At 70.3% G+C, this 19852-nt stretch carries 19 protein-coding genes; 9 read left to right on the top strand and 10 right to left on the bottom strand.

All coding sequences use genetic code 11. The features are described 5' to 3' along the window. The first annotated feature begins 78 nt into the window (after positions 1 to 78). Positions 79 to 657 (top strand): RNA polymerase sigma factor, encoded by a 579-nt coding sequence (locus ACIBQ1_RS06340; protein ID WP_397274935.1) that lies wholly within the window; start codon positions 79 to 81, stop codon positions 655 to 657. Further along, positions 650 to 1945 carry a CU044_5270 family protein gene (locus ACIBQ1_RS06335; protein ID WP_397274934.1) on the top strand — a complete coding sequence of 432 codons (1296 nt, stop codon included), beginning with the start codon at positions 650 to 652 and terminating at the stop codon, positions 1943 to 1945. Before ACIBQ1_RS06340 ends, ACIBQ1_RS06335 begins: the two co-directional genes overlap by 8 nt. Before the next feature lie 156 nt (positions 1946 to 2101). On the opposite strand, the gene rocD is transcribed toward ACIBQ1_RS06335, so the two are convergent. The 3 genes from rocD to ACIBQ1_RS06320 all read right to left on the bottom strand — a co-directional run bounded on the left by rocD (position 2102) and on the right by ACIBQ1_RS06320 (position 4729). After that, complete coding sequence (gene rocD / locus ACIBQ1_RS06330; RefSeq protein WP_397274933.1) at positions 2102 to 3319, bottom strand: ornithine--oxo-acid transaminase; 1218 nt, start codon at positions 3317 to 3319, stop codon at positions 2102 to 2104. A 2-nt stretch (positions 3320 to 3321) separates the two neighbouring features. Next, positions 3322 to 4119 (bottom strand): dimethylargininase, encoded by a 798-nt coding sequence (gene ddaH, locus ACIBQ1_RS06325; protein WP_397274932.1) that lies wholly within the window; start codon positions 4117 to 4119, stop codon positions 3322 to 3324. A 124-nt stretch (positions 4120 to 4243) separates the two neighbouring features. Further along, positions 4244 to 4729: an Lrp/AsnC family transcriptional regulator gene (locus ACIBQ1_RS06320; protein ID WP_397274931.1), complete on the bottom strand. Its 486-nt coding sequence runs from the start codon at positions 4727 to 4729 to the stop codon at positions 4244 to 4246. A 92-nt stretch (positions 4730 to 4821) separates the two neighbouring features. On the opposite strand from ACIBQ1_RS06320, the gene ACIBQ1_RS06315 reads away from it, so the two are divergent. Beyond that, positions 4822 to 7167, top strand: coding sequence for a GH1 family beta-glucosidase (locus ACIBQ1_RS06315; protein ID WP_397274930.1), 2346 nt, complete (start codon positions 4822 to 4824; stop codon positions 7165 to 7167). Between the two features lie 76 nt (positions 7168 to 7243). Continuing rightward, positions 7244 to 8206, top strand: coding sequence for an isopenicillin N synthase family dioxygenase (locus ACIBQ1_RS06310; RefSeq protein ID WP_397274929.1), 963 nt, complete (start codon positions 7244 to 7246; stop codon positions 8204 to 8206). 5 nt (positions 8207 to 8211) lie between these two features. Here the strand turns inward: ACIBQ1_RS06310 and ACIBQ1_RS06305 are convergent, their stop codons facing one another. The 3 genes from ACIBQ1_RS06305 to ACIBQ1_RS06295 all read right to left on the bottom strand — a co-directional run bounded on the left by ACIBQ1_RS06305 (position 8212) and on the right by ACIBQ1_RS06295 (position 12257). Then, positions 8212 to 9597: a glycoside hydrolase family 16 protein gene (locus ACIBQ1_RS06305; protein ID WP_397274928.1), complete on the bottom strand. Its 1386-nt coding sequence runs from the start codon at positions 9595 to 9597 to the stop codon at positions 8212 to 8214. 420 nt (positions 9598 to 10017) lie between these two features. After that, positions 10018 to 10740, bottom strand: coding sequence for a DUF5941 domain-containing protein (locus ACIBQ1_RS06300; RefSeq protein ID WP_397274927.1), 723 nt, complete (start codon positions 10738 to 10740; stop codon positions 10018 to 10020). After that, positions 10737 to 12257: a CDP-alcohol phosphatidyltransferase family protein gene (locus ACIBQ1_RS06295; protein ID WP_397274926.1), complete on the bottom strand. Its 1521-nt coding sequence runs from the start codon at positions 12255 to 12257 to the stop codon at positions 10737 to 10739. Before ACIBQ1_RS06295 ends, ACIBQ1_RS06300 begins: the two co-directional genes overlap by 4 nt. Positions 12258 to 12397: 140 nt before the next feature. On the opposite strand from ACIBQ1_RS06295, the gene recO reads away from it, so the two are divergent. From recO to ACIBQ1_RS06275, 4 genes are all read left to right on the top strand, one after another. Next, positions 12398 to 13132: a DNA repair protein RecO gene (gene recO / locus ACIBQ1_RS06290; RefSeq protein ID WP_355373055.1), complete on the top strand. Its 735-nt coding sequence runs from the start codon at positions 12398 to 12400 to the stop codon at positions 13130 to 13132. Next, on the top strand, positions 13129 to 13902 hold the full coding sequence (locus ACIBQ1_RS06285) for an isoprenyl transferase (protein WP_397274925.1): 774 nt from the start codon (positions 13129 to 13131) through the stop codon (positions 13900 to 13902). Before recO ends, ACIBQ1_RS06285 begins: the two co-directional genes overlap by 4 nt. 217 nt (positions 13903 to 14119) lie before the next feature. Then, the gene (locus ACIBQ1_RS06280) at positions 14120 to 15745 is read left to right on the top strand and encodes an ABC transporter permease (protein ID WP_397274924.1); all 1626 of its coding nucleotides are present in this window, start codon (positions 14120 to 14122) and stop codon (positions 15743 to 15745) included. Between the two features lie 42 nt (positions 15746 to 15787). After that, entirely contained in the window at positions 15788 to 16549 is a 762-nt protein-coding gene (locus ACIBQ1_RS06275) for a phosphotransferase family protein (protein ID WP_397274923.1), read from the top strand. A gap of 6 nt (positions 16550 to 16555) precedes the next feature. Here the strand turns inward: ACIBQ1_RS06275 and ACIBQ1_RS06270 are convergent, their stop codons facing one another. Then, positions 16556 to 16837, bottom strand: a complete 282-nt coding sequence (locus tag ACIBQ1_RS06270) for a hypothetical protein (protein WP_397274922.1) — start codon at positions 16835 to 16837, stop codon at positions 16556 to 16558. A 59-nt stretch (positions 16838 to 16896) separates the two neighbouring features. Here ACIBQ1_RS06270 and ACIBQ1_RS06265 point away from each other — a divergent pair, with 59 nt between their 5' ends. Then, positions 16897 to 17289: a nuclear transport factor 2 family protein gene (locus ACIBQ1_RS06265; RefSeq protein ID WP_397274921.1), complete on the top strand. Its 393-nt coding sequence runs from the start codon at positions 16897 to 16899 to the stop codon at positions 17287 to 17289. Positions 17290 to 17422: 133 nt separating this feature from the next. Here ACIBQ1_RS06265 and ACIBQ1_RS06260 read toward each other — a convergent pair whose 3' ends face one another. From ACIBQ1_RS06260 to ACIBQ1_RS06250, 3 genes are all read right to left on the bottom strand, one after another. After that, the gene (locus tag ACIBQ1_RS06260) at positions 17423 to 17956 is read right to left on the bottom strand and encodes a hypothetical protein (RefSeq protein ID WP_397274920.1); all 534 of its coding nucleotides are present in this window, start codon (positions 17954 to 17956) and stop codon (positions 17423 to 17425) included. Next, positions 17953 to 19074, bottom strand: coding sequence for a helix-turn-helix domain-containing protein (locus ACIBQ1_RS06255; RefSeq protein ID WP_397274919.1), 1122 nt, complete (start codon positions 19072 to 19074; stop codon positions 17953 to 17955). Before ACIBQ1_RS06255 ends, ACIBQ1_RS06260 begins: the two co-directional genes overlap by 4 nt. A gap of 179 nt (positions 19075 to 19253) precedes the next feature. Beyond that, complete coding sequence (locus ACIBQ1_RS06250; protein WP_397275542.1) at positions 19254 to 19781, bottom strand: CGNR zinc finger domain-containing protein; 528 nt, start codon at positions 19779 to 19781, stop codon at positions 19254 to 19256. Positions 19782 to 19852 lie beyond the last annotated feature (71 nt).

Here is a 19852-nt window from a genome sequence, read left to right as displayed (position 1 = left end):
GGAACCGCCCTCCGGCATGCGGCCAACAACAGGGTGACCGCATGAGAGAGGACCGGCAGAGTGGTGGGTGTTCAGGATGTGCCTGAGACGCTGGATGACTCGACGCTGATCGGGCATTCGCTGGGCGACCCGGAGAGTTTCGCGGCGGTGTTCGACCGGCACGCCGACGAGATCCACAGGTACGCGGCCCGGCGCCTCGGGACGGAGTTGGCCGACGACGTGACGGGGGAGGTGTTCCTCGTCGCGTTCCGCGGGCGGGCGCGTTACGACCGCGCGTGGCCGGACGCCAGGCCCTGGTTATACGGCATCGCGACCAAGGTCGTCGCCCAGCACCGCAGGGCCGAGCGGCGGCGCACCGCGGCCATGGCCAAGGTGAACGTGGAGCGCCCCGGCACGTTCGACGACCGCAGCGCGGACCGGGTGACCGCCGAGCAGCTCCAGCCCAGGCTGGCCAGGGCGCTCACCCGGCTCAGCGCGGCCGAGCGCGACCTGCTGCTGCTCGTGGCATGGGCGGACCTGACGTACGAGGACGCGGCGCTCGCGCTCGGCGTGCCGGTCGGCACCGTCAGGTCCAGGCTCCACAGGCTCCGCGTCAAGGTGCGCAGGGCTCTCGGCGGCACCGATCCCTTCGCAGCAGAGGAGCCCCAGCATGGATGAGGACGAGATCCGCACGTTCGCCGACGGCCGGCCCGCCGTGCCGCCGTACGGGGCCGAGGCGAGGGCCAGGGCGCGGGAACGGCTGCGGGCGGAGGCGCGTGGCGGGGGCCGCTTTCGCCTGCCCGGATTCGGCTGGCAGGCCGCGGCCGCGTTCGGGGTCACGGTCGTCCTGGTCGGCGGCGTGGCCGTGGCGCTGACGAACCGGGGCGCGGGAGGGGACGGCCCCGCCACGTCGGTGACCGAGACCGTTTCCGTGTCGTCGTCCGACGAGCTGACCCCCCGTCCCGGCCAGTTCATCCTGGTCGAGTCCGACACCATGTACGGGTCGATGACGGCCGGCCAGAACAGCGAGCCGACCCGCCACCTCTACCGGACCCACAGGAAGATCTGGCAGTCGGTGGACGGGAGCGCGAACGGCCTGCTGCTGATCGAGGGCCGCGAGCCCCTGCCCTGGCCGGGCCGGCAGCTCCCGGAGGACGCCAAGAACTGGCAGGGCTCCGACTGGCACACGCTGCCGTCCTGCGCTCCCCGGACGGATGACTACCGCACCGACTACGCCTACCTGAGCACGCTGCCGACGGACGTCGCCGGGATGCGGGCGCGCCTGTACAAGATGCCCGCCTCGGCGGGCGACGCCAAGGGCGCCGAGAACGACCGGGCCGCCTTCGACCACCTGATGGACCTGGTCAGGGAGACGTACCTGCCGAAGGCGCAGCGCGGCGCGCTCTTCGAGGCGGCCAAGTCGATCCCCGGCGTGCAGGTGGCCGAAGGGGTGGAGGATTCGGCGGGCCGCAAGGGGGTCGCCCTCGGGCGGGTCGACCCGCAGGGGGTCCTCACGCAGGGCATCTTCGACCCGGCCACGCGCCTGTTCATGGGGGAGCGGCAGACGGTCGTGGACGACAAGATCGCCCAGGCGCCCAAGGGCAGCGTGCTGGCGCTGACCGCCCAGCTCAAGGTCTCGGTGGTGGACGCGCTGCCGCAGGCCACGCCCAAGGACGAGGGGCAGGCGGCCTGCGCCCCGTCCAGCGCTGAGCCCGCCCCGGGCGAGACGAGTTCGGTGGCGCCGTCGGAGTCGCCGAGCGACGAGACCGTCACGGAGCCGGTGCCGACCATGACGGTCTCGCTGGAGGCGACGGACGGCACGACCGCACCGCCGGAGCCGGCGATCAGCACGAAGCCGTCGAACGGGCCGGTCGCGCCGCCGACGGCCTCCGCGCCGCCGACGGTCACCGAGGGGCCGTACCAGCCGGCGCCGGCGACCGCGAAGGCGTCCCCGGCCGGCAAGTGACCACCCGGACAGGCAACCGGGCGCCGTTGCGGCGCCCGGCCCCGTGAACCGGAGAAGCGTCTCCCTGGACAGGGCCCGGCCACGTGCGGTGGCCGGGCCCTCCCGTGCTTTGCCGTAAAGGCCCTGGAAAGCCCGGCCACGAACGGCGGGTCAGTCCTAAAGGGCGGTGTCCAGCTCGTAGAGGGCGTCGGCGAGTTGGTTGACGGCCCACACCAGGTCCTCCTCGGAGACCACGATGGGCGGGGCGAGGCGGATCGTGGAGCCGTGGGTGTCCTTGGCGAGCACGCTCCGCGCCAGCAGCGCCTTCGACACCTCGCGCCCGGTGGCGAGCTCCGGGTCGATGTCCACGCCGGCCCACAACCCGCGCCCGCGCACCTCCACGACCCCCTTGCCGATCAGCTCGCGCAGCCGGGCGTGCAGCACCTCGCCGAGCTTGGCGGCCCTGGCCTGGAACTCGCCGGTGTTCAGCAGCTCGATGACCGCGATGCCCACCGCGCACGCCAGCGGGTTGCCGCCGAACGTGGACCCGTGCTGGCCGGGCTGGATGATCCCCAGCACGTCCCGGTTCGCCGCGATGGCCGAGACCGGTACGACGCCGCCGCCGAGCGCCTTGCCCAGGACGTAGACGTCGGGCACGACCCCTTCGTAGTCGCACGCGAACGTCTGCCCGGTGCGCCCCAGCCCCGACTGCACCTCGTCGGCGATCATCAGGATCCCCTGCGCGGTGCAGAGCTCCCGGATCTCGCTCAGGTACCCGTCCGGCGGGACCAGCACCCCGGCCTCGCCCTGGATCGGCTCGACCAGCACCGCGACCGTGTTGGGGTCGACGGCCCGCCTGATCGCCTCGGTGGAGCCGTACGGCACGAGCCGGAAGCCCGGCGTGTAGGGCCCGAAGTTGTCGTGTGCCTCCGGATCGGTGGAGAAGCTCACGATCGTGGTGGTGCGGCCGTGGAAGTTGCCTTCCATGACGATGATGTTCGCCTGGCCGGGCTCGACGCCCTTGACCTCGTAGCCCCACTTGCGCGCCACCTTGATGGCGGTCTCGACGGCCTCGGCGCCGGTGTTCATGGGCAGGATCAGGTCCTTGCCCGTGAGGTCGCCGAGCCCGGCGCAGAACTGCGCGAACTGGTCGTGGTAGAACGCGCGGCTGGTCAGGGTCAGGTTGTCGAGCTGGTTACGGGCCGCCTCGATGATCTTCGGGTGGCCGTGGCCGAAGTTGAGCGAGGAATAGCCGGACAGGCAGTCCAGATATCGCTTGCCCTCCACGTCGGTGACCCAGGCGCCGTGCGCCTCGTGGATCACGACGGGAAGCGGATGGTAGTTGTGCGCGCTGCGGCGCTCGCTCATCTCGATGAGCTCTGCGCTGGTGGTCATGGTCAGTTCTCCCCCCTGATCTCCAGTGTGCAGCACTTGGGACCCCCGCCTGCCTTACGCAGCTCCGACAGGTCGACGGGGATGACCTCGTAGCCGCGCCGCTTCAGCTCCAACTGGAGGTCGGACGCCTCGGCGTTGATGACGACGTTCCTGCCGTCGCTGACGGCGTTCAAACCGAGGACCTCGGCGTCCCCGGCGCCCGCGAGCACCGCGTCGGGGAACAGCTTGCGCAGCACCTGCCTGCTGCCCTCGGAGAACGCCTCCGGGTAGTACGCGACGTTGCGCCCGTCGAGCGGGAACAGCGCCGTGTCCAGGTGGTAGAAGCGCGGGTCCACCAGCGTCAGGGAGATCACCGGGCGGCCCAGGAACTCCTGTGCCTCCTGGTGCGCCAGCACGTCCGTGCGGAAGCCCGTCCCGGCCAGGATGACGTCGTCGAGCGTGAGGAAGTCGCCCTCGCCCTCGTTGACGTGCCGCGGCTCGTGCGCCGGGTAGCCGCGCTCGGTGAACCACCGCAGGTAGGCGGGGCCCTCGGGGCCGCGCTCGGCGTGGGCGAACCGGGCGCCGTAGACGCGGCCGTCCACGACCAGCGCGCCGTTGGCGGCGAAGACCATGTCGGGCAGCCCCTCGATCGGGTCGATCAGGCTGACCTGGTGTCCGAGCTCCTCGTACGCCGCCTTCAGGCCCTCCCACTGCCGGACCGCCAGGTCGCGGTCCGCGCCGGCCTCGGGATGCATCCACGGGTTGATCGCGTACTCGACCGTGAAGTAGTCCGGACGGCACATCAGGAAGTGTTTGGGCATGCAGGTCTCCGTCGAGGTTTGTGGATGGATGTCCCGTTCGAAGGGGACGGAGACAGCCTAGGAATGCATGTTTATGCAGGCCAAGCGTCCGGCATTGCGTGTTTGCGCGGGTCTGTTGCGTCTTTCAGAGTTCCGAATGCGATCCGTTGCGCGGCTCCGGAACGGCGGTGCCCGGAGGCGCGTCCACGAGCCGCGAGAGCACGATGGAGCTCTTGGTCCGCACCACGAACGACTCCGCCGCGAGGCGCTCGATCACCCGCTCCACGTGGCGCACGTCCGTGGCCCTGATGTGCAGCAGCGCGTCCGCCTCACCCGTGATCGTGGCCGCCCCCACCACCTCGGGGAACTTGGCCACGGCCAGCGCGATGTCCGACGGCTTCGTCTTGCCCTGGCAGAACAGCTCCACGTACGCCTCGGTCGTCCAGCCGAGCGCCTGCGGCGCCACCCTCGCGCTGAACCCGGTGATCGCCCCCGCCTCGCGCAACCGGTCCACCCGGCGCTTGACCGCCGACGCGCTCAGCCCCACGAGGTGCCCGATGTCCGCGTAGGTCGTGCGGGCGTCCTCGACGAGCGCCGCGATGATGTCACGATCGAGCCGGTCCAGTTCCACGCGCTCTGTATACCGCCTGGCCAGGCTGGCGCGCGACGAGCGGCACGCGGGAGACTGAGCGGGCAGACAGCCATCGGAGGGTATCCGCCAGAATGAGCACCACAAGCTTCCCCGAGGATTTCGTGTGGGGAGTGTCGACTTCGGCCTTTCAAATCGAGGGGGCAACGTCCGCCGGCGGCCGCGGGCCGTCCATTTGGGACGTCTTTTCCGCCGACCGCGCCGAGGCCTGCGACCATTACCATCGCCATCCCGAAGACGTGCGGTTGATGAAAGACCTGGGAATGGCCGCGTACCGGTTCTCGGTGAGCTGGCCCCGGGTGTTCCCCGATGGTTCCGGCAAGGTGAACGAGGCCGGGCTCGACTTTTACGACCGGTTACTCGACGAGCTCCTCGCGGCCGGCATCATGCCTTATGCGACCCTTTATCACTGGGATCTGCCGCAGGCGCTTGAGGACCTCGGCGGCTGGCCGTCCCGTGACATCGCCCACCGTTTCGCCGACTACGCCGCCGCCGTTCACGGCCGGATCGGGGACCGCGTCGACACCTGGTTCACGCTGAACGAGCCCTGGGTGGCGGCTTTCCTGGGATACGGCGCCGGGATTCACGCGCCGGGCCGCAAATCGGCCGCCGAGGCGTTCCGGAGCGCCCACCACATGATGCTCGCGCACGGGCTGGCCACGCAGGCCCTGCGCGCCGCCGGGGCGGCCCGGGTGGGAACGGTGCTCAACCTCTCGCCCGTCCTGACGCCCGCCCAGGTCAGCGACTTCGGCAGGCCGTTGTCGGAGGAGGACGCCGAGGCCGTGGCCAGGATCGACACCCTGGCCAACCGGCAGTTCCTGGAGCCGATGCTGCGCGGCTCGTACCCCGCCGAGCTCCTGCCCATCATCGAGCGCCACGCCGGCCTCGACCACGTCCGCGACGGCGACCTCGACATCATCGCCCAGCCCCTCGACCTGCTCGGCGTCAATTACTACTCGCCTTCCGTGGTGCAGGCCCAGCCCAGCGAACCCGCCGACCCGGCCTTTCCAGGGAGCGAGGGCGTGCTGTTCTGCACGGTTCCGACGGCGGTCACCGCGATGGGCTGGCCGATCGTGCCCAACGGCCTTTCGCTGGTGCTGCGGCGCCTTTCCGCGGAATATCCGGAGCTCGACCTGATGGTCACCGAGAACGGCGCCGACTTCGTCGACGTGGTGACCGGCGACGGCATTCACGACGTCGAGCGCATCAGTTTCATCGAGGAGCATCTGCGGGCCCTGACGTCGGCCGTCGCGGACGGTGCCCGCGTTCGCGGATATCTCGTCTGGACCCTGCTCGACAGCTTCGAATGGGCCGAGGGCTACCAGCGGAAGTTCGGCCTCGTGCACGTCGATTTCGCCACCCAGAAACGACGCCTGAAGGACAGCGCCCGGTGGTACGCCGACGTCATCCGGCGCAACGGCCTCACCGAGACCCCGCCCAAGCGGCCCACGCTCGAAACCGTCGCCGCCCGCGCCGGCGTCTCCCGCGCCACCGTCTCACGCGTGGTCAACGGCGAGGCGTCGGTGAGCCCCGAGGTCCGGACCGCGGTGATGCGGGCCGTCAAGGAGCTCGGCTACGTGCCCAACGCCGCCGCCCGCAGCCTGGTCACCCGGCGGACCAACGCGATCGCCCTCGTCCTGTCCGTCCCCAGGCAGGGGGACGCGCTGACCGCCGCCGTCGTGCAGTACGTCACCAGCATGCTGGAGGGCGCGGGCAAGCAGATCACGCTCATGCTGGCCGACACGGCCGAGAGCCACCGGCGCATCGTCCAGCAGGCGGAGGCCCGGCTGGTGGACGGCGTCGTGCTGCTGCCGTCCGACCGGGGCGACACGCTGGCCGAGCGGCTCTCGCGTACCGACGTGCCGATCGTGCTCCTCGGCAAGCCGGCCGTCACCTCGCTGGTGCCGTACGTGGACGTGGACAACGCCGGCGGCGCGGCCGCCGCCACCGAGCACCTCCTCGCGCGGGGGCGCCGCCGGATCGGCATGATCTGCGGGCCCATGGACCTGGTCGCCGTCCAGGACCGCCTGGCCGGGCACCGGGCGGCGCTGCAGCGGGCGGGCAAGCAGCCGCTGCTGGCCCTCGCCGACCTCACCCGCGCCTCGGGCGCGGCGGCGGCCCGGCAGCTCCTCGGGGACGAGCCGGCGCTGGACGCCGTGTTCGCGGCCACCGACCAGCTGGCCATCGGGGCGCTGCAGGCCGCGCGGGAGCTGGGCCGGCGCGTGCCCGAGGACCTGGCGATCGTGGGCTTCGACGACATCGACGCCGCCTCGGCCACCACGCCGGGGCTGACCACCGTGCGGGTCCCGCTGGCGGAGCAGGCGCTGGCCGTCGCGCGGCTGCTGCTGTCCCGGCTGGAGGGCCGCCACACCACCTCCGTGGTGCTGCCGACCCGGCTCGTGGTCAGGGAGTCGACCTGATCCTCGTGCCGGGGCGGGCCCTGCCCGGGGGTGTCGGACCGGGCACCGGGGAGCGGGTGAATGTCAAAATGATGATGTGAGCGAATTGCCGGTGATCGACGTCTCGCCCCTGCTCGCCGACCCCGCCGACCTCACCGACCCCTCCCGCGCCGCCAGGCGTGCCGTGGCGGAGGCGATCGGGGACGCGTGCCGCGACAGCGGCTTCTTCTACGTCTCCGGCCACGGCGTGCCGCCGGACCTCCCGCACCGGCTCGACGTCGCGAGCAGGCGCTTCTTCGCCCTGCCCGAAGAGGTGAAGGCCGAGATCGCCATGGAACGGGGAGGCCGGGCCTGGCGCGGCTTCTTCCCGGTCGGCGACGAGCTGACCTCGGGGCGGCCCGACCTGAAGGAGGGCGTCTACTTCGGCGCGGAGGAGCCGCCGGGCCCGCTGCCGCTGCACGGCCCGAACCTGTTCCCCGCCCAGGTGCCCGAGCTCCGCGACGCCGTGCTCGACTATCTCGGCACGATGACCGCGCTCGCCCAGGCCGTCATGTCAGGCATCGCCTTGAGCCTCGGCCTGGACGAGGACTACTTCCGCACCGGCTACACCGCCCAGCCGACCGTGCTTTTCCGGATATTTCATTATCCGCCCGCCCCGCCGGACGACCCCGACACCTGGGGTGTCGGCGAGCACACCGACTACGGCCTGCTGACCCTCCTCCTCCAGGACGCGAACGGCGGCCTCCAGGTACGCACCCCGCGCGGCTGGACGGACGCCCCGCCCCTGGAGAACACGTTCGTCTGCAACATCGGCGACATGCTCGACAAGCTCACCGGCGGCCAGTACCGCTCGACCCCGCACCGGGTGCGCAACCTGAGCGGCAACGAGCGCCTGAGCTTCCCGTTCTTCTTCGACCCCGGCTGGGACAGCGAGGTACCGCCGCTGCCGTACGCCCCCGGCCGCCGCTGGGACGGCCAGGTGGACTTCACCGGCACCTACGGCGAGTACCTGCTGTCCAAGGTCTCCAAGGTCTTCCCGCGCCTCTTCGGGACCCTCTGAGAGCCTCAGCTGGTCGAGAACGTGAACCAGTTGACGTTGACGAAGTCGGCCGGCTGACCGCTGCTGAAGGTCAGGTACACGGTGTGCGTCCCGGTCACGGCCGAGATGTTGGCGGGCACCGTACGCCAGCTCTGCCACCCGCCCGTGTTGGCGAGCGCGAAGTCCCCGATGGGAGCGGCGGTGGGGCTGTCCAGCCGGACCTGCACCAGCCCGCTCACCCCGCCCGCGGCCCCGGACGCCACCCTGGCCTTGAACTGGCGGGCGGCCTCCGTCCCGAAGTTCACGCCGTCGAACCGGAGCCAGTCGCCGTTGGCGATCGCCCCGACGTTCTGACCGCCGCCGGTGTCCGTGGTGGTCTCGACTATGGTGCCCGACTGCGCCTGGTACTGCTCGGCCTGGATCGTCGAACGGGCGTCCACGCCCCCGGGCGGGTTGGTCGGAGGGGTGCCGCTCCCGCTCTGCCACACGGCCACGTAGTCGACCAGCATCGGCCGCCCCGGCACGGTCGCCGCCGTGGGCGTCGGGCCGCCGAGCGCGTCGGGGAACGCCCCGCCCATCGCCACGTTGAGCAGCAGGAAGTAGCCCGCGTGCCCCGTCATGTCGGACCAGGTCGTCGCGTCGAACTGAGACTGGCTGACGCTGTGGAACTGCTGGCCGTCCACGTACCACCGCAGCTGGTTGGGGCTCACGCCGCGGTCCCACTCGAAGCGGTACGTGTGGAACGCCGCCTGGCACGTCGAGCCGGGGCAGGCGCGGTTGGCGCCCAGGCCGGTGGTCTCCTGGCACGGGCCGCCCGGGTTGACGCCGCAGTGGAGCACGCCCCAGACGGCGTTGATGCCGTTGACGTTCTCCATGATGTCGAACTCGCCGATCCCCGGCCAGTTCCAGTAGTTCCCCCGGTACGGCGCTCCGAGCGCCCAGAACGCCGGCCAGTAGCCCAGCGCGGCGTCGCCGGTCACGTTCGGCATCTGGATGCGGCCCTCGATGCGCAGGATCCGGCCGTCGGCGGGCTTGAAGTCGGCCCGCCTGGACTCGATGCGGGCCGAGGTCCACTCGCCCGAGCCGCTGCGCTGCGGCGTGATGCGGAGGTTGCCCGTGCCGTCGAGGCTGAGGTTGGAGGTGCTGGAGGTGTAGTTCTGGATCTCTCCGGTGCCCCAGTTGGCCGGGCCGCCGGGGTAGGAGTGTCCCGTGTCGACGATCCAGTTGGCCGACGAGGGCAGCGTGTTGGCGGTGCCGTCGAAGTCGTCCGACCAGACCAGCGACCAGCCCGACGGGGTGGGCGGGACGGCGGCCGAGGCGCTGATGGCCACGTCGACGAGCAGGCCGCTGAGCGCCGCGAGCGCCACGGCCACCGCCGCCAAACGGCGCCGGTGCCGGGTGGCTGTTGTCATCGTTGCTCCCTGGGGGGTGGGGTATCGGCTCAGAGAGAGCGCTCTCTGAGCCGATGTCAACACAGCCTTAACCTGCTGTCAACGTTCCGTAGTGGCTACGGCGAGCCGCTGCGGGAGCGCTCTCCTACAGGGGATCCGCCGCGCTCGCGCCGGAGGCCTCGAAGGCCTTCCTCCAGAAGCTTTCGAGCAGCGGGAACCGGTCTGGGTTCGACGTCTTCTCCCGCAGGAGCCCACCACCTACTCGGTCAAGGGGCGGGCCTGCGATGGCGCCGCAGGCGCGGGGGTCGCGCCGTGAGGCGCCTCAATGAGAATGCCTGAGCCCCGAGCGCGAAGCGCTTCTTCGGGAAGCCCTTTGTGCTCGGGGCGGGTGTCAGCGGGCCCACTCGGTGAATAGGCAACGGGCGGGTGGCCTTGGTCCGCCTACCCCTTGTCCGCCTCGCCGGTGGCCTGCTCGAGCTGGTCCTCCGGGGAGGCCTCGAGGTCCTGCTCGGCGTCGGCGCCGGCCTGGGCGGAGGCCTTGTCGAGGCGGACCCAGCTCGTCACGCTCTCCACCGCGAACAGCACGAAGAGGTATGCCGTCAGCACCGCCAGCACGGGCGGCAGGATGCCGAGCGCGGCGCCCAGGCCGATGACCAGCAGGCGCAGCTCCCAGCCGAGCCCCGCGTGGAACACCCAGGCGGGCGGCCAGATGCTCTGCCGGGTCCGGTAGACGGTGTCGTACGTGTGGTAGCCCACGACGTAGACCAGCACGAACAGCAGCCACTTGGGCGCGCCGGCGGCCAGGCCGATCGAGATCACGGTGAGGAACTCGGCGCCGCGCAGCAGCGGCGGGGTGAGCCAGTCGAAGCGGCCCAGGTGGTCGCGCGGCGTGGTCGGCAGCACGAGCAGAAATGTGGTGACGACGGGCAGCAGCAGGATCGGGCCGCCCTGGTCGAGCAGGCCGGTGACCAGGAAGGCGAGCACGGCCAGCACGGCCACGAGCGTGGCGGGCACGGGCGGCAGGCCCCGGCCGAGCTTGCCGGCGAGGGCGTGGGCGAGCGGGCCGTCGTCACGGTAGGCGAGCAGGCGGGCGGTCTGGATGCGACGGCGTTCCTCGTCGGGGTCCGGCGTGGGGGTGGCCATGGCCTGCGGTTGGGTGATCATACGAGCGACCTCATGAGGCGTCCGGTGAGAGTGTAGGCGGCGGCGACGGAGCCCCAGATCACCAGCGTGAGGAAGGTGATCCGGGCGTCGAAGAGGGCGGCGGTGATCGCGATGGCCGCGAACCGCTCGCCGATGGGGAAGACGATCATCTTGCGGGCCCAGTGGACGGCGCGGAACTTGCCGGCCTTGGTCCACATCTTGAGCACGCCCCGCAGACCCTGGCTGCGCTCGACCTTGCGGCGCGTGAGGGCCTGGCGCAGGGAACGGTCGTCGGGGGCGTCCAGCGCCAGCGTGGGCAGCGGGGACGGGGGCTTGCGGCGGTTGGCGACGCCGAAGGAGAAGTCGAGCAGGTGGCGCACGGACTGCAGGCCGATCGCGGCCAGCGCCAGGATCCAGATGTCGTCGCTGTTGCCCGAGACGACCCAGCCGACGGCCAGCCCGGCGAAGACCACGTACTCCTTGAACCGGTCGAACGTGGCGTCCAGCCAGGCCCCCAGCACGCCGAACTTACGCGCGTAGCGGGCGACCTGCCCGTCCACGCAGTCGAACACGAACGCGAAGTAGATCAGCACGCCGCCCAGCACCATCCACGGCCGGTCGCCGGTGGCGAAGCAGGCGGCCGCGGCCACGCCGAGCACGATCGAGATCAGCGTCACCTGGTTGGGGGTCAGCCCGCGCCGGGCCGCCCAGCGGGCGATGAAGCGGGAGTAGGTGGAGACGAAGTACGTGGTGAAGAAGCCGTCGGCGCCCTTGACCGCGTTGTTGAGCCTGGCCCGGTCCTCGTTCATGCCGGCCATCTCGGCGCCGGCCTCGTTGAGCTCTTCCTGGGTCGTGACCCGGCGGTAGAACAGGTCGCGCCGGCCCCTGATGCCGACCGACACGCCGTTGCGCACCAGGCCGAACACGATCAGCTGCAAGAGGTCGTCGTCCTCGCCGAACGTGTCGGCCATCGCGGCCAGCTCGCGGCAGGTCTGCGCCAGCATGGGCGCGTTGCGCGCGCTCACGTGCAGCGGGCCGAGCAGGATGGCGTTGGGCCTGGTCACGGCATGGCTCGCGGTGCCCACCGAGACCACGCGCGACTTGCCGACGCGCGAGCGGACGGGCAGCCCTTCAAGGCGGTTGAGGCCGATCTCGGGCTCGGCCTCGTCGATCGGGACGACGTCTTCCTGCGCGTCCTGTGCCTCCTCCTCTGTCACCTCCGGCCGCGGCTCTTTGGCGACGAGCGCCAGCGCGCCGCGCTTGGCCTTGGTGATCTGGTAGATCAGCTCGTCGTGTACGACGGAGTTTTCCGGGATGATGAAGAGGTTCTCCGTGGCGGCCTCTGCCACATCGGCCAGCGCGCGCAGGGCGGTGGCCACGTCGCCTGACTCGATCGTGGCGAGCCGCGGATCCAGGGAAGTGAGCTGGCCGCGCAGGCGTTCGGCCACGGTGGGATTGCCGGGCAGCGCGGCCAGCCTCAGGCCGGTCGGAGAGTTTTCGGGGCCGGGCGAGGCACCCAGCAGGACCACGCGGGTCATGACTCCCTTTCGAGGCGGTAGCGGGGGGTTGAACAACGGGTAATGCGGGGACAGACGTCAAAGTCTAGTGAGGGTGACGCAAAGTCGCGTCACCAGAGCATGCCCGTAACGCCGCTTCGGTGCGGCCGTAAGATGTCCGAGTGAGTCTCTACCGTGACGAAGGCGTAGTTCTACGCACACAGAAGCTCGGTGAGGCCGACCGCATCGTCACCATCCTGGCGAAGCGTACCGGCAAGATCAGGGCCGTGGCGAGGGGCGTGCGCCGCACGAAGTCCCGCTTCGGCGCCAGGCTGGAGCCGTTCACCCACGTCGACCTGCAGCTGCACACCGGCCGTACGCTCGACGTCGTCACGCAGGCGGAGACCATCAGACCCTACGGCGAGGCGCTGGCCGTCGACTATCCCCGCTACACCGCGGGCAGCGCGATGCTGGAGACCGCCGACCGGCTGACGCACGGGGAGAAGGAGCCGGCGCTGCGGCAGTTCCTGCTGCTGGTGGGCGGGCTGCGCACGCTCGCCGACCGCGACCACGAGGCCCGGCTGGTGCTGGACGCGTACTTCCTGCGCTCGCTGGCGGTGGCCGGCTACGCTCCCGCGCTCGAGGCGTGCGCCAAGTGCCAGGCGCCGGCGATCAGGGCGTTCGCCATCGTCGCGGGCGGCGTGGTGTGCGGGGCGTGCCGCCCGGCCGGCTCGGCGGTGCCCGCCGGGGAGACGATCGGGCTCATGACGGCGTTGCTGCGTGGCGACTGGGCCACCGCCGACGCCTCGGAGTCGCGCCACCGGAGCGAGTGCAGCGGCCTCGTTGCCGCATATCTGCAATGGCATCTCGAACACGGAATACGCTCTCTCCGACACGTCGAAAGGGAGCCTGTGTGAACGTACGACCTCCGACCCCGCATCCGTCGGGCGCGACGCCGCCGCCGATCCCGCGGGACCTGGTGCCCAAGCACGTCGCCATCATCATGGACGGCAACGGCCGCTGGGCCAAGGCTCGCGGCCTGCCCCGCATCGAGGGGCACAAAGCTGGCGAATCTTCGCTGTTCGACGTCATCGAGGGGGCGCTTGAGCTGGGCGTCCCCTATCTGAGCGCGTTCGCGTTCTCCACGGAGAACTGGCGGCGGTCGCCCGACGAGGTGCGCTTCCTCATGGGGTTCAACCGCGACGTGATCCGGCGGCGGCGCGACGAGCTCAACGCCATGGGCGTGCGCGTCCGGTGGGCGGGCAAGCCGGGGCGGCTGTGGAAGAGCGTCATCTCGGAGCTGCAGGCGGCCGAGGAGATGACGGTCGGCAACAGCAAGCTGACGTTGCAGTTCTGCGTCAATTATGGCGGGCAGGCCGAGATCGTCGAGGCGGCCGTCAGGCTGGCCCAGGACATCGCGGCCGGGCGGGTCAAGCCGTCCAAGGTCAACGAGAAGGTGTTCGCGCGTTACCTGGACGAGCCGGAGATCCCCGAGGTGGATCTGTTCGTGCGCTCGTCGGGGGAGCAGCGCTTCTCGAACTTCCTGCTGTGGCAGTCGGCCTACGCCGAGATGGTGTTCCTCGACCGGCTCTGGCCCGACTTCGACCGCCGGGATCTGTGGGAGGCCTGCGAGATCTTCGCCAAGCGCGACCGGCGCTACGGCGGGGCGCTGCCCAACCCGGTCTGACCGGCCGCTCCACCAGCACTTTCATCACTGCGGTCATTCGCCGCCACGCCGCCCGCGCCCAGCTCGACGGTCTCACCGTCGCTGGGCCCCGGCCCGGCCTCCTCACCGCCTCCGGTTCCGCGATCTGGACCCAGTGGTGGCAAGCACCTATACGCGGGTATAGCCTGCTGTTCATCGGAACAGTTGACTGTACTGGTGAGTAGGAGCTGAGAGCCGAATGGCTGACGCACCACACGGCCGGGCGGGCGCTCCCGCGGGCACCGGCCACCTCGTCCGCCTGGCGTTGCGCCGCGAACGGGGCATCGCGCCCTGGTGGATCCTTCTGATCGTGGCCCTGGCCCTGGCGCTGGTGTCCTACGTCAATCGGACCATGGGCACGTACGAGCTGAAGGTCACCTACGTCGAGCTCGCCGCCAGGAACGTCTTCCTGCGGGCGCTCGGCGGCGGCCTCATCGAGCCGCGGCTGGAGGTGATCGCGACGTGGCGCAGCGGCGGGTTCCTGTACGTGGCGAGCGCGTTCGCGGCCCTCATGTCGATCGTCCGCCACACCCGCAGGGAGGAGGACGAGGGGAGGGCCGAGCTGGTCCGCTCCGGCATGGTGAGCCGCTACGCGCCCCTGACCGCCGCCCTGCTGGTCGCCGGCGGGGTCAGCCTGGCCGGCGGGGTGCTGGCCGGGGCCGTGCTCATCGGCCTCGGGTTCGAGCCCGTCGGCACCGTCGCGTACGGTGCCGCGATCACGGTCGCGGGCTGGGTGTTCGGCGCCGTCGCCGCGGTGGCCGCGCAACTCGCGCGCAGCGCCCGTACGGCCACCGCCGTCAGCCTGTCCGCGCTCGGCGCCGCCTACGTGATGCGTTACGCCGGTGACGCGACCGGACAGTACTGGCTGAAGGCGCTGTCCCCGATCGGCTGGAGCCACCTGGTGCGCGCGTACCAGGACGAGCGGTGGTGGATGCTCGGGGTTCCGGTGCTGGTCAGCGCGATCCTGTACGTGATCGCGTACCGGCTGGTCGGCCGCCGCGACCTCGGCGAGGGCCTGCTGCCCGAGCGCCTGGGCCGGGAGTCGGCGCCGGAGCTGCGCGGCCCGGTCAGCCTGGCCTGGCGGCTGCACCGCGGACTGCTGGCGAAGTGGACGGCCGGGGTCGCGTGCTTCGCCGTGGCCGGGGCCGGGCTCAGCCCGCTCGCCCAGGACCTGCTCTCGCGGCCGAGCATCGTGGTGCAGAACATCACGAGCGTCCTCGGCGTGTCCGACATGACCACCACGCTGGGCGCGTACTCGTGGTACCTGATCCTCGTCATCGCGTACGCCGTCGCGCTCTACCCGGTGCTCATGACGCTGCGGCTGCGTTCGGAGGAGACCTCCGGCCGCGCGGAGACCGTGCAGTCCACCCCGATGACCCGCCTGCGCTGGGCGGCCGGCCACCTGGTCGTGACGGGGCTCGGCACGGCGGCGCTGATGGCCGTCGCCGGGCTCGTGTTCGGCACGCTGTACTCGCTGCTCGTCGGCGATCTCGCCCGCGACCTGCCCCGCTTCCTGGCGGGGGCGCTGAGCACCGTACCGGCGGCCTGGTGCGTGGGGGCGGTCTGCGTGCTCGCGTACGGGCTGCTGCCGAGGGCCAGTGTGGCGATCTCCTGGATCGTCTGGCTCCTGACCGCCGGGCTCGGCAAGGTCGTCAGCCCCCTGTACGGCCTCTGGCACGGGACCCCGCTGGAGCCGTTCCACTACATCCCCAACCCGATGATCGGAACGTCCTTCGACGTGCGCCCCACCTTCGCGCTGACGGCCCTCACGGCACTGCTCGTCGGCGGCGCCCTCGCCGCTCTGCGCCGCCGCGACTTCGGGTGATTGGTCTAGCATGTCCTCCCATTCGACAAGATCGGAGGGCGGATGGGCGGCCATTCCGTCGAGGTGCGGTCCGACGTGGTGATCAAGCGGTACCGATCGTCGGAGTACGGCGAGCCCGAACGCGAATGGCGCGCCCTTGAGCTGCTCGGCGAACACGACCCCGGCCTTGCCCCGGAGCCGGTGACCGCCGAGCTGGAGGCCGATCCGCCGACCGTGGTGATGTCCCGCCTGGACGGCGCGGCGGTGAGCGGGGAGATCGCGGGCAAGCTCGTCGACGCCCTGGCCGAGGCCATCACCGGCGTCCAGCGCTTGATACCCTCCCAGGTGCTCGACCGGGTCCCGGCGCGTGCCGGGCACCCGGTCGCGCTCCTCCGGATGGTGCGCGACTGGGCGGCGGCCGCTGAGCCCGAACCCGTGACCGCCGAGGCCCTTCGCGCGGCCACGGCCTGGGTGGCCGGGCCGGGCCTGGAGCCGATGTTCGCGCGGCCGGGCACCCCGGTGTTCGGCACCGGCGACGGGAACCTGACCAACTACCTGTGGGACGGCGCCAAGGTCCGGGTCATCGACTTCGAGTACTCCGGGCGCAGCGACCGCGCGTTCGAGCTGGCCGAGGTCACCGAGCACATCGCGGTCTGGGAGAACGATCCGGCCGGGTTGACCGCCGTGCTCGACCGGTTCGAGCTGACCGCCGAGGAGGCGGCCAGGCTCACGGAGTGCCGACGGCTGATGGCGCTGTACTGGCTGCTGCGCTGCCGCAGGGAGATCCGGCCCGCGCAGGCGGACCGGATGCTGGCCCTGCTGTAGGACTTCTCAGAGGGCGCTGACGACCTCGGCCAGCCGGTCCACCTGGCCCGGATCGCGGCCGTAGCAGTAGAGCATGACCTCGTCCACGCCGAGCTCCGCGTACTGCGTGACGCACTCCCGGATCTGCCCGGGCGTGGTGAGCATCCCGGCGACCATCCGGTCCGCCATGCCGGTGAACTCGTAATAGGCGCCCATGGCTGTACGGGCGTCGGTGACGACGTCCCCGGAGCCGGTCGAAGGTTCTCTCGCGGGAAAGCCGCAGCCCTCACGTACGGCGCCCGGCTTCATCGCATCGTCACCGAGGCCGGCTTGACCTTGTCACCGGCGTCAACGCTTACCGTCGCAACATGAGCAGCCAGGACAGGGTCACCCTCCTCAAGCACGACCAGAGCTTCTTCGACGCCCTGGTGGCAAGCGATCTCACCGCTCTGGCGGAACTGCTGGCGGACGACTTCGTCCTGGTCGGGGTCGAGGACGGAGCCGTCGCCGACAGGGGGATCCTGCTCGACCTGGTGGCCTCCGGGACCCTCCGGTTCCCGCGGATCCAGTCGTTCCCGGACGAGGCGATCGTCCGGGTCGTCGACAGAGTGGGCATCGTCGTCGGGCGTACCGGCATGAACTTCACCAACCCCGACGGCACCACGTTCAGCGCCGGAAGCCGCTACACCCACGTCTACGCCGCCGACACCCACGGCGCCTGGCGCCTCGTCTCCGCCCAGGGCACCACGATCAGGTCTTGATCCTCGGCTCGCGCGGCCCAGCAGGACGGCATGCGCCGCGACGGCCATCGACGTCGTGCGCCGGGGGAGTGGCGGCCGCTGGCGAGATGTCATCGACAACCACCCAGCCCCCGAAACGACAGCGCCTCAGCGGTCAGAGACGCGTTTGATTCGGTGGGATGCGAAGCTTGCGGCCCCTCGTCCGCATGAGCTGCAGAAGGTGGAAACCGTCACCACGGGTGCAGCAGCCCTCGTCGATCCCCTCGCTGATCAGATCAGCCGTGTCGCGGGTCGTGATCCCGATACGGCGCGCGTATTCCTGCGCGTCGCGGTCGTCGGTTATCCAGTGCGAGCCGGCATAGTCCGTCCAGTTGCGAATCACGTGGCAAGTCTGCGCCTCTCCCAGATGTTTCAACGGCTCGTGCCGGGTGCCGCCGAAAACTGCCCGCCTGATCCGCTCGACTTGATCGGCTTCGTGGGGATCATCGATCTCGATGGGCTCGCCGAGCCATCCGTCAACGGCGATCTTGCTGAGATCGGGATAGAAGCGTGCAGACCGCGTCGCCTCGTACGCAATGGCATCCGTCCATCGCCCTCGTTCGCGAAGGATCAGTCGCAGAAGCGGAAGGCTGTCCACCGAGGCGAAATTGCAGAGCACCGTGTTGTCGGGAAACCAGTACCAGCTCATGACTCGGGGGGAGAATCCTCTCTCATGTCACTGATGGCCTCCCGCAACGTATCTGTGTCAACGCCGATCAGATTCGCGTATGGCCGCAGTGTCGCCTTCCCATCGGCATATGCCTGGAATGTTGTACGAACGAGAGGGGCCGGGATGCGCGACCGCGAGGTCTGCTGAATCCATTCGCCGAGTGACTCGACGGCGTTCGCCTTCCTGGCGGCATCCCAAGCTGTCAATCCTCTGAAGGCGTCGCACTGTCGCTTGTCGATCAGATGGAGATTGAACAGCTTCCAGGCGAGCGTGCTGGGCGAGACCCACAGCTCGCACGCCAGCACGGCGAACACCTCAGGTGACCAGGTGATGTCATGAGTCTTCTCACGCAACATCTCCGCGGGCAAGAGCAACTCCGCCGCGAACGTGTTCGCTCGCTTCTCGGAAGGCTTGCGCCTGTGGTCCGTGTCATGAATGTCCGCGTCGACATGAAGGCCCTGGTCGTCTCCCGCGAGGAGATGCCCAAGCTCGTGGGCGATGGTGAACCTCTGGCGAGCGGGCACTTCGGAAGTGCCCACCACGATCAGCGAACTGTGGTCATCGGACCACGACAAGCCGTCGAAGCCGTCAACCGGGCGATGAACCCGCACATCGACGCCAAAGGCTGCTTCGACCGCACCGGCCAGGTCTTTGCAGCGCCACAGGGCGATTCCCTCCTGCGCCGCGTGCGCCGTAGCGAGAGCGGCGAGATCCCGGCCTTGATCCACACACGATGCGGATGCGTCGGCGATCTCGAATCGCGGCACTTCCTGGTGATATCCAAGGAAGGCAAGATCTGCCCGCAACTGTGCGAGACGCTCGGCTTCGCGGATCGCGGAGTCTGCGGAGTTGAGAGGAACGGTGGCCGTGCGGGCCGCTGTCGCGGGTGTGACTGGATCCACCCCGAGCAGCCAATCGACGGATACGCCGCACAGGTCGGCGATTCTGGCGAGATCCAGCGACGTGAATCTTCGAACGCCCGACAGCGACTTGGACATTTTCGGGGCGTCCAGTCCCGCCTTGGCGGCGAATTCTGCTTGGGTCAGGCCGCTTTCCGCTATCAGTTGGCGCACTCGTGCTGTCGTGTCCCCGGCCATGGATGGATCCTATGTTCTAGTTGCGAAAATCGCAAGGTGATCGTGCCGGGCGTGGTCATCGGCGTGTTCGAGTCTTCCGAAAGGGTTTGGTGTAGCTCCGAGCGTTTCCCCCCGGAGCCCCGGAGTTCCCGGGCCTCAAGGGGGCCCGAGGGGTCGGGGCTTGCCAGGGTTGCTGGGGGTCAGGCGCGGCGGCGGGCGCGGTAGGCGGCCACGTGCATGCGGTTGCCGCACGTGCGGCTGTCGCAGTAGACCCGGGACCGGTTGCGGGACTCGTCGACGAAGACGCGGTCGCAGTCGGGGGCCGAGCAGGTGCGCAGGCGTTCGACCTCGCCCTCCACCAGCAGATGGGCCAGCGCGACGCCGCAGTCCGCCGCCACGTGCTCCGCCAGGGTGGAGTCGGCGGCGAAATAGTGCACGTGCAGCGGGTGGCCGTCGTGCTCCGTCAGCCGGGGGGTGATGCGCGTCTCGGACAGCAGGGCGTTCAGGGTGCGGACCGCCGAGGGCTGGTCCGGGGCGGTGAAGACGCGGTGGAACGCCTCTCGCACGATCCGCACCTGGCCCAGGTCGCGGGGCGTCAGCTTGGTGACGCCGCTGATCTCGCGGGACTCCACGAACGCCTGCAATTCGGCCAGGCCCGCGAGGCCCTCCTCGCCTCCGGTGGAGGGCGAGGTGTTGACCAGCTCGACAACGGTGGCCAAAGAATGCACCATGTCATGGCCAAACGGCATGTTGACTCCTGTCCGCGCCGGGTTCTAGCGTGGTCGCACTGTATCTCCTG

The organism is Nonomuraea sp. NPDC050153 (genome assembly GCF_044460125.1).
In the GTDB taxonomy this organism is placed as follows: Bacteria; Actinomycetota; Actinomycetes; order Streptosporangiales; family Streptosporangiaceae; genus Nonomuraea.
Note: the sequence above shows the minus strand (reverse complement) of the source record. Positions and strands in the feature narration are given on the sequence as shown.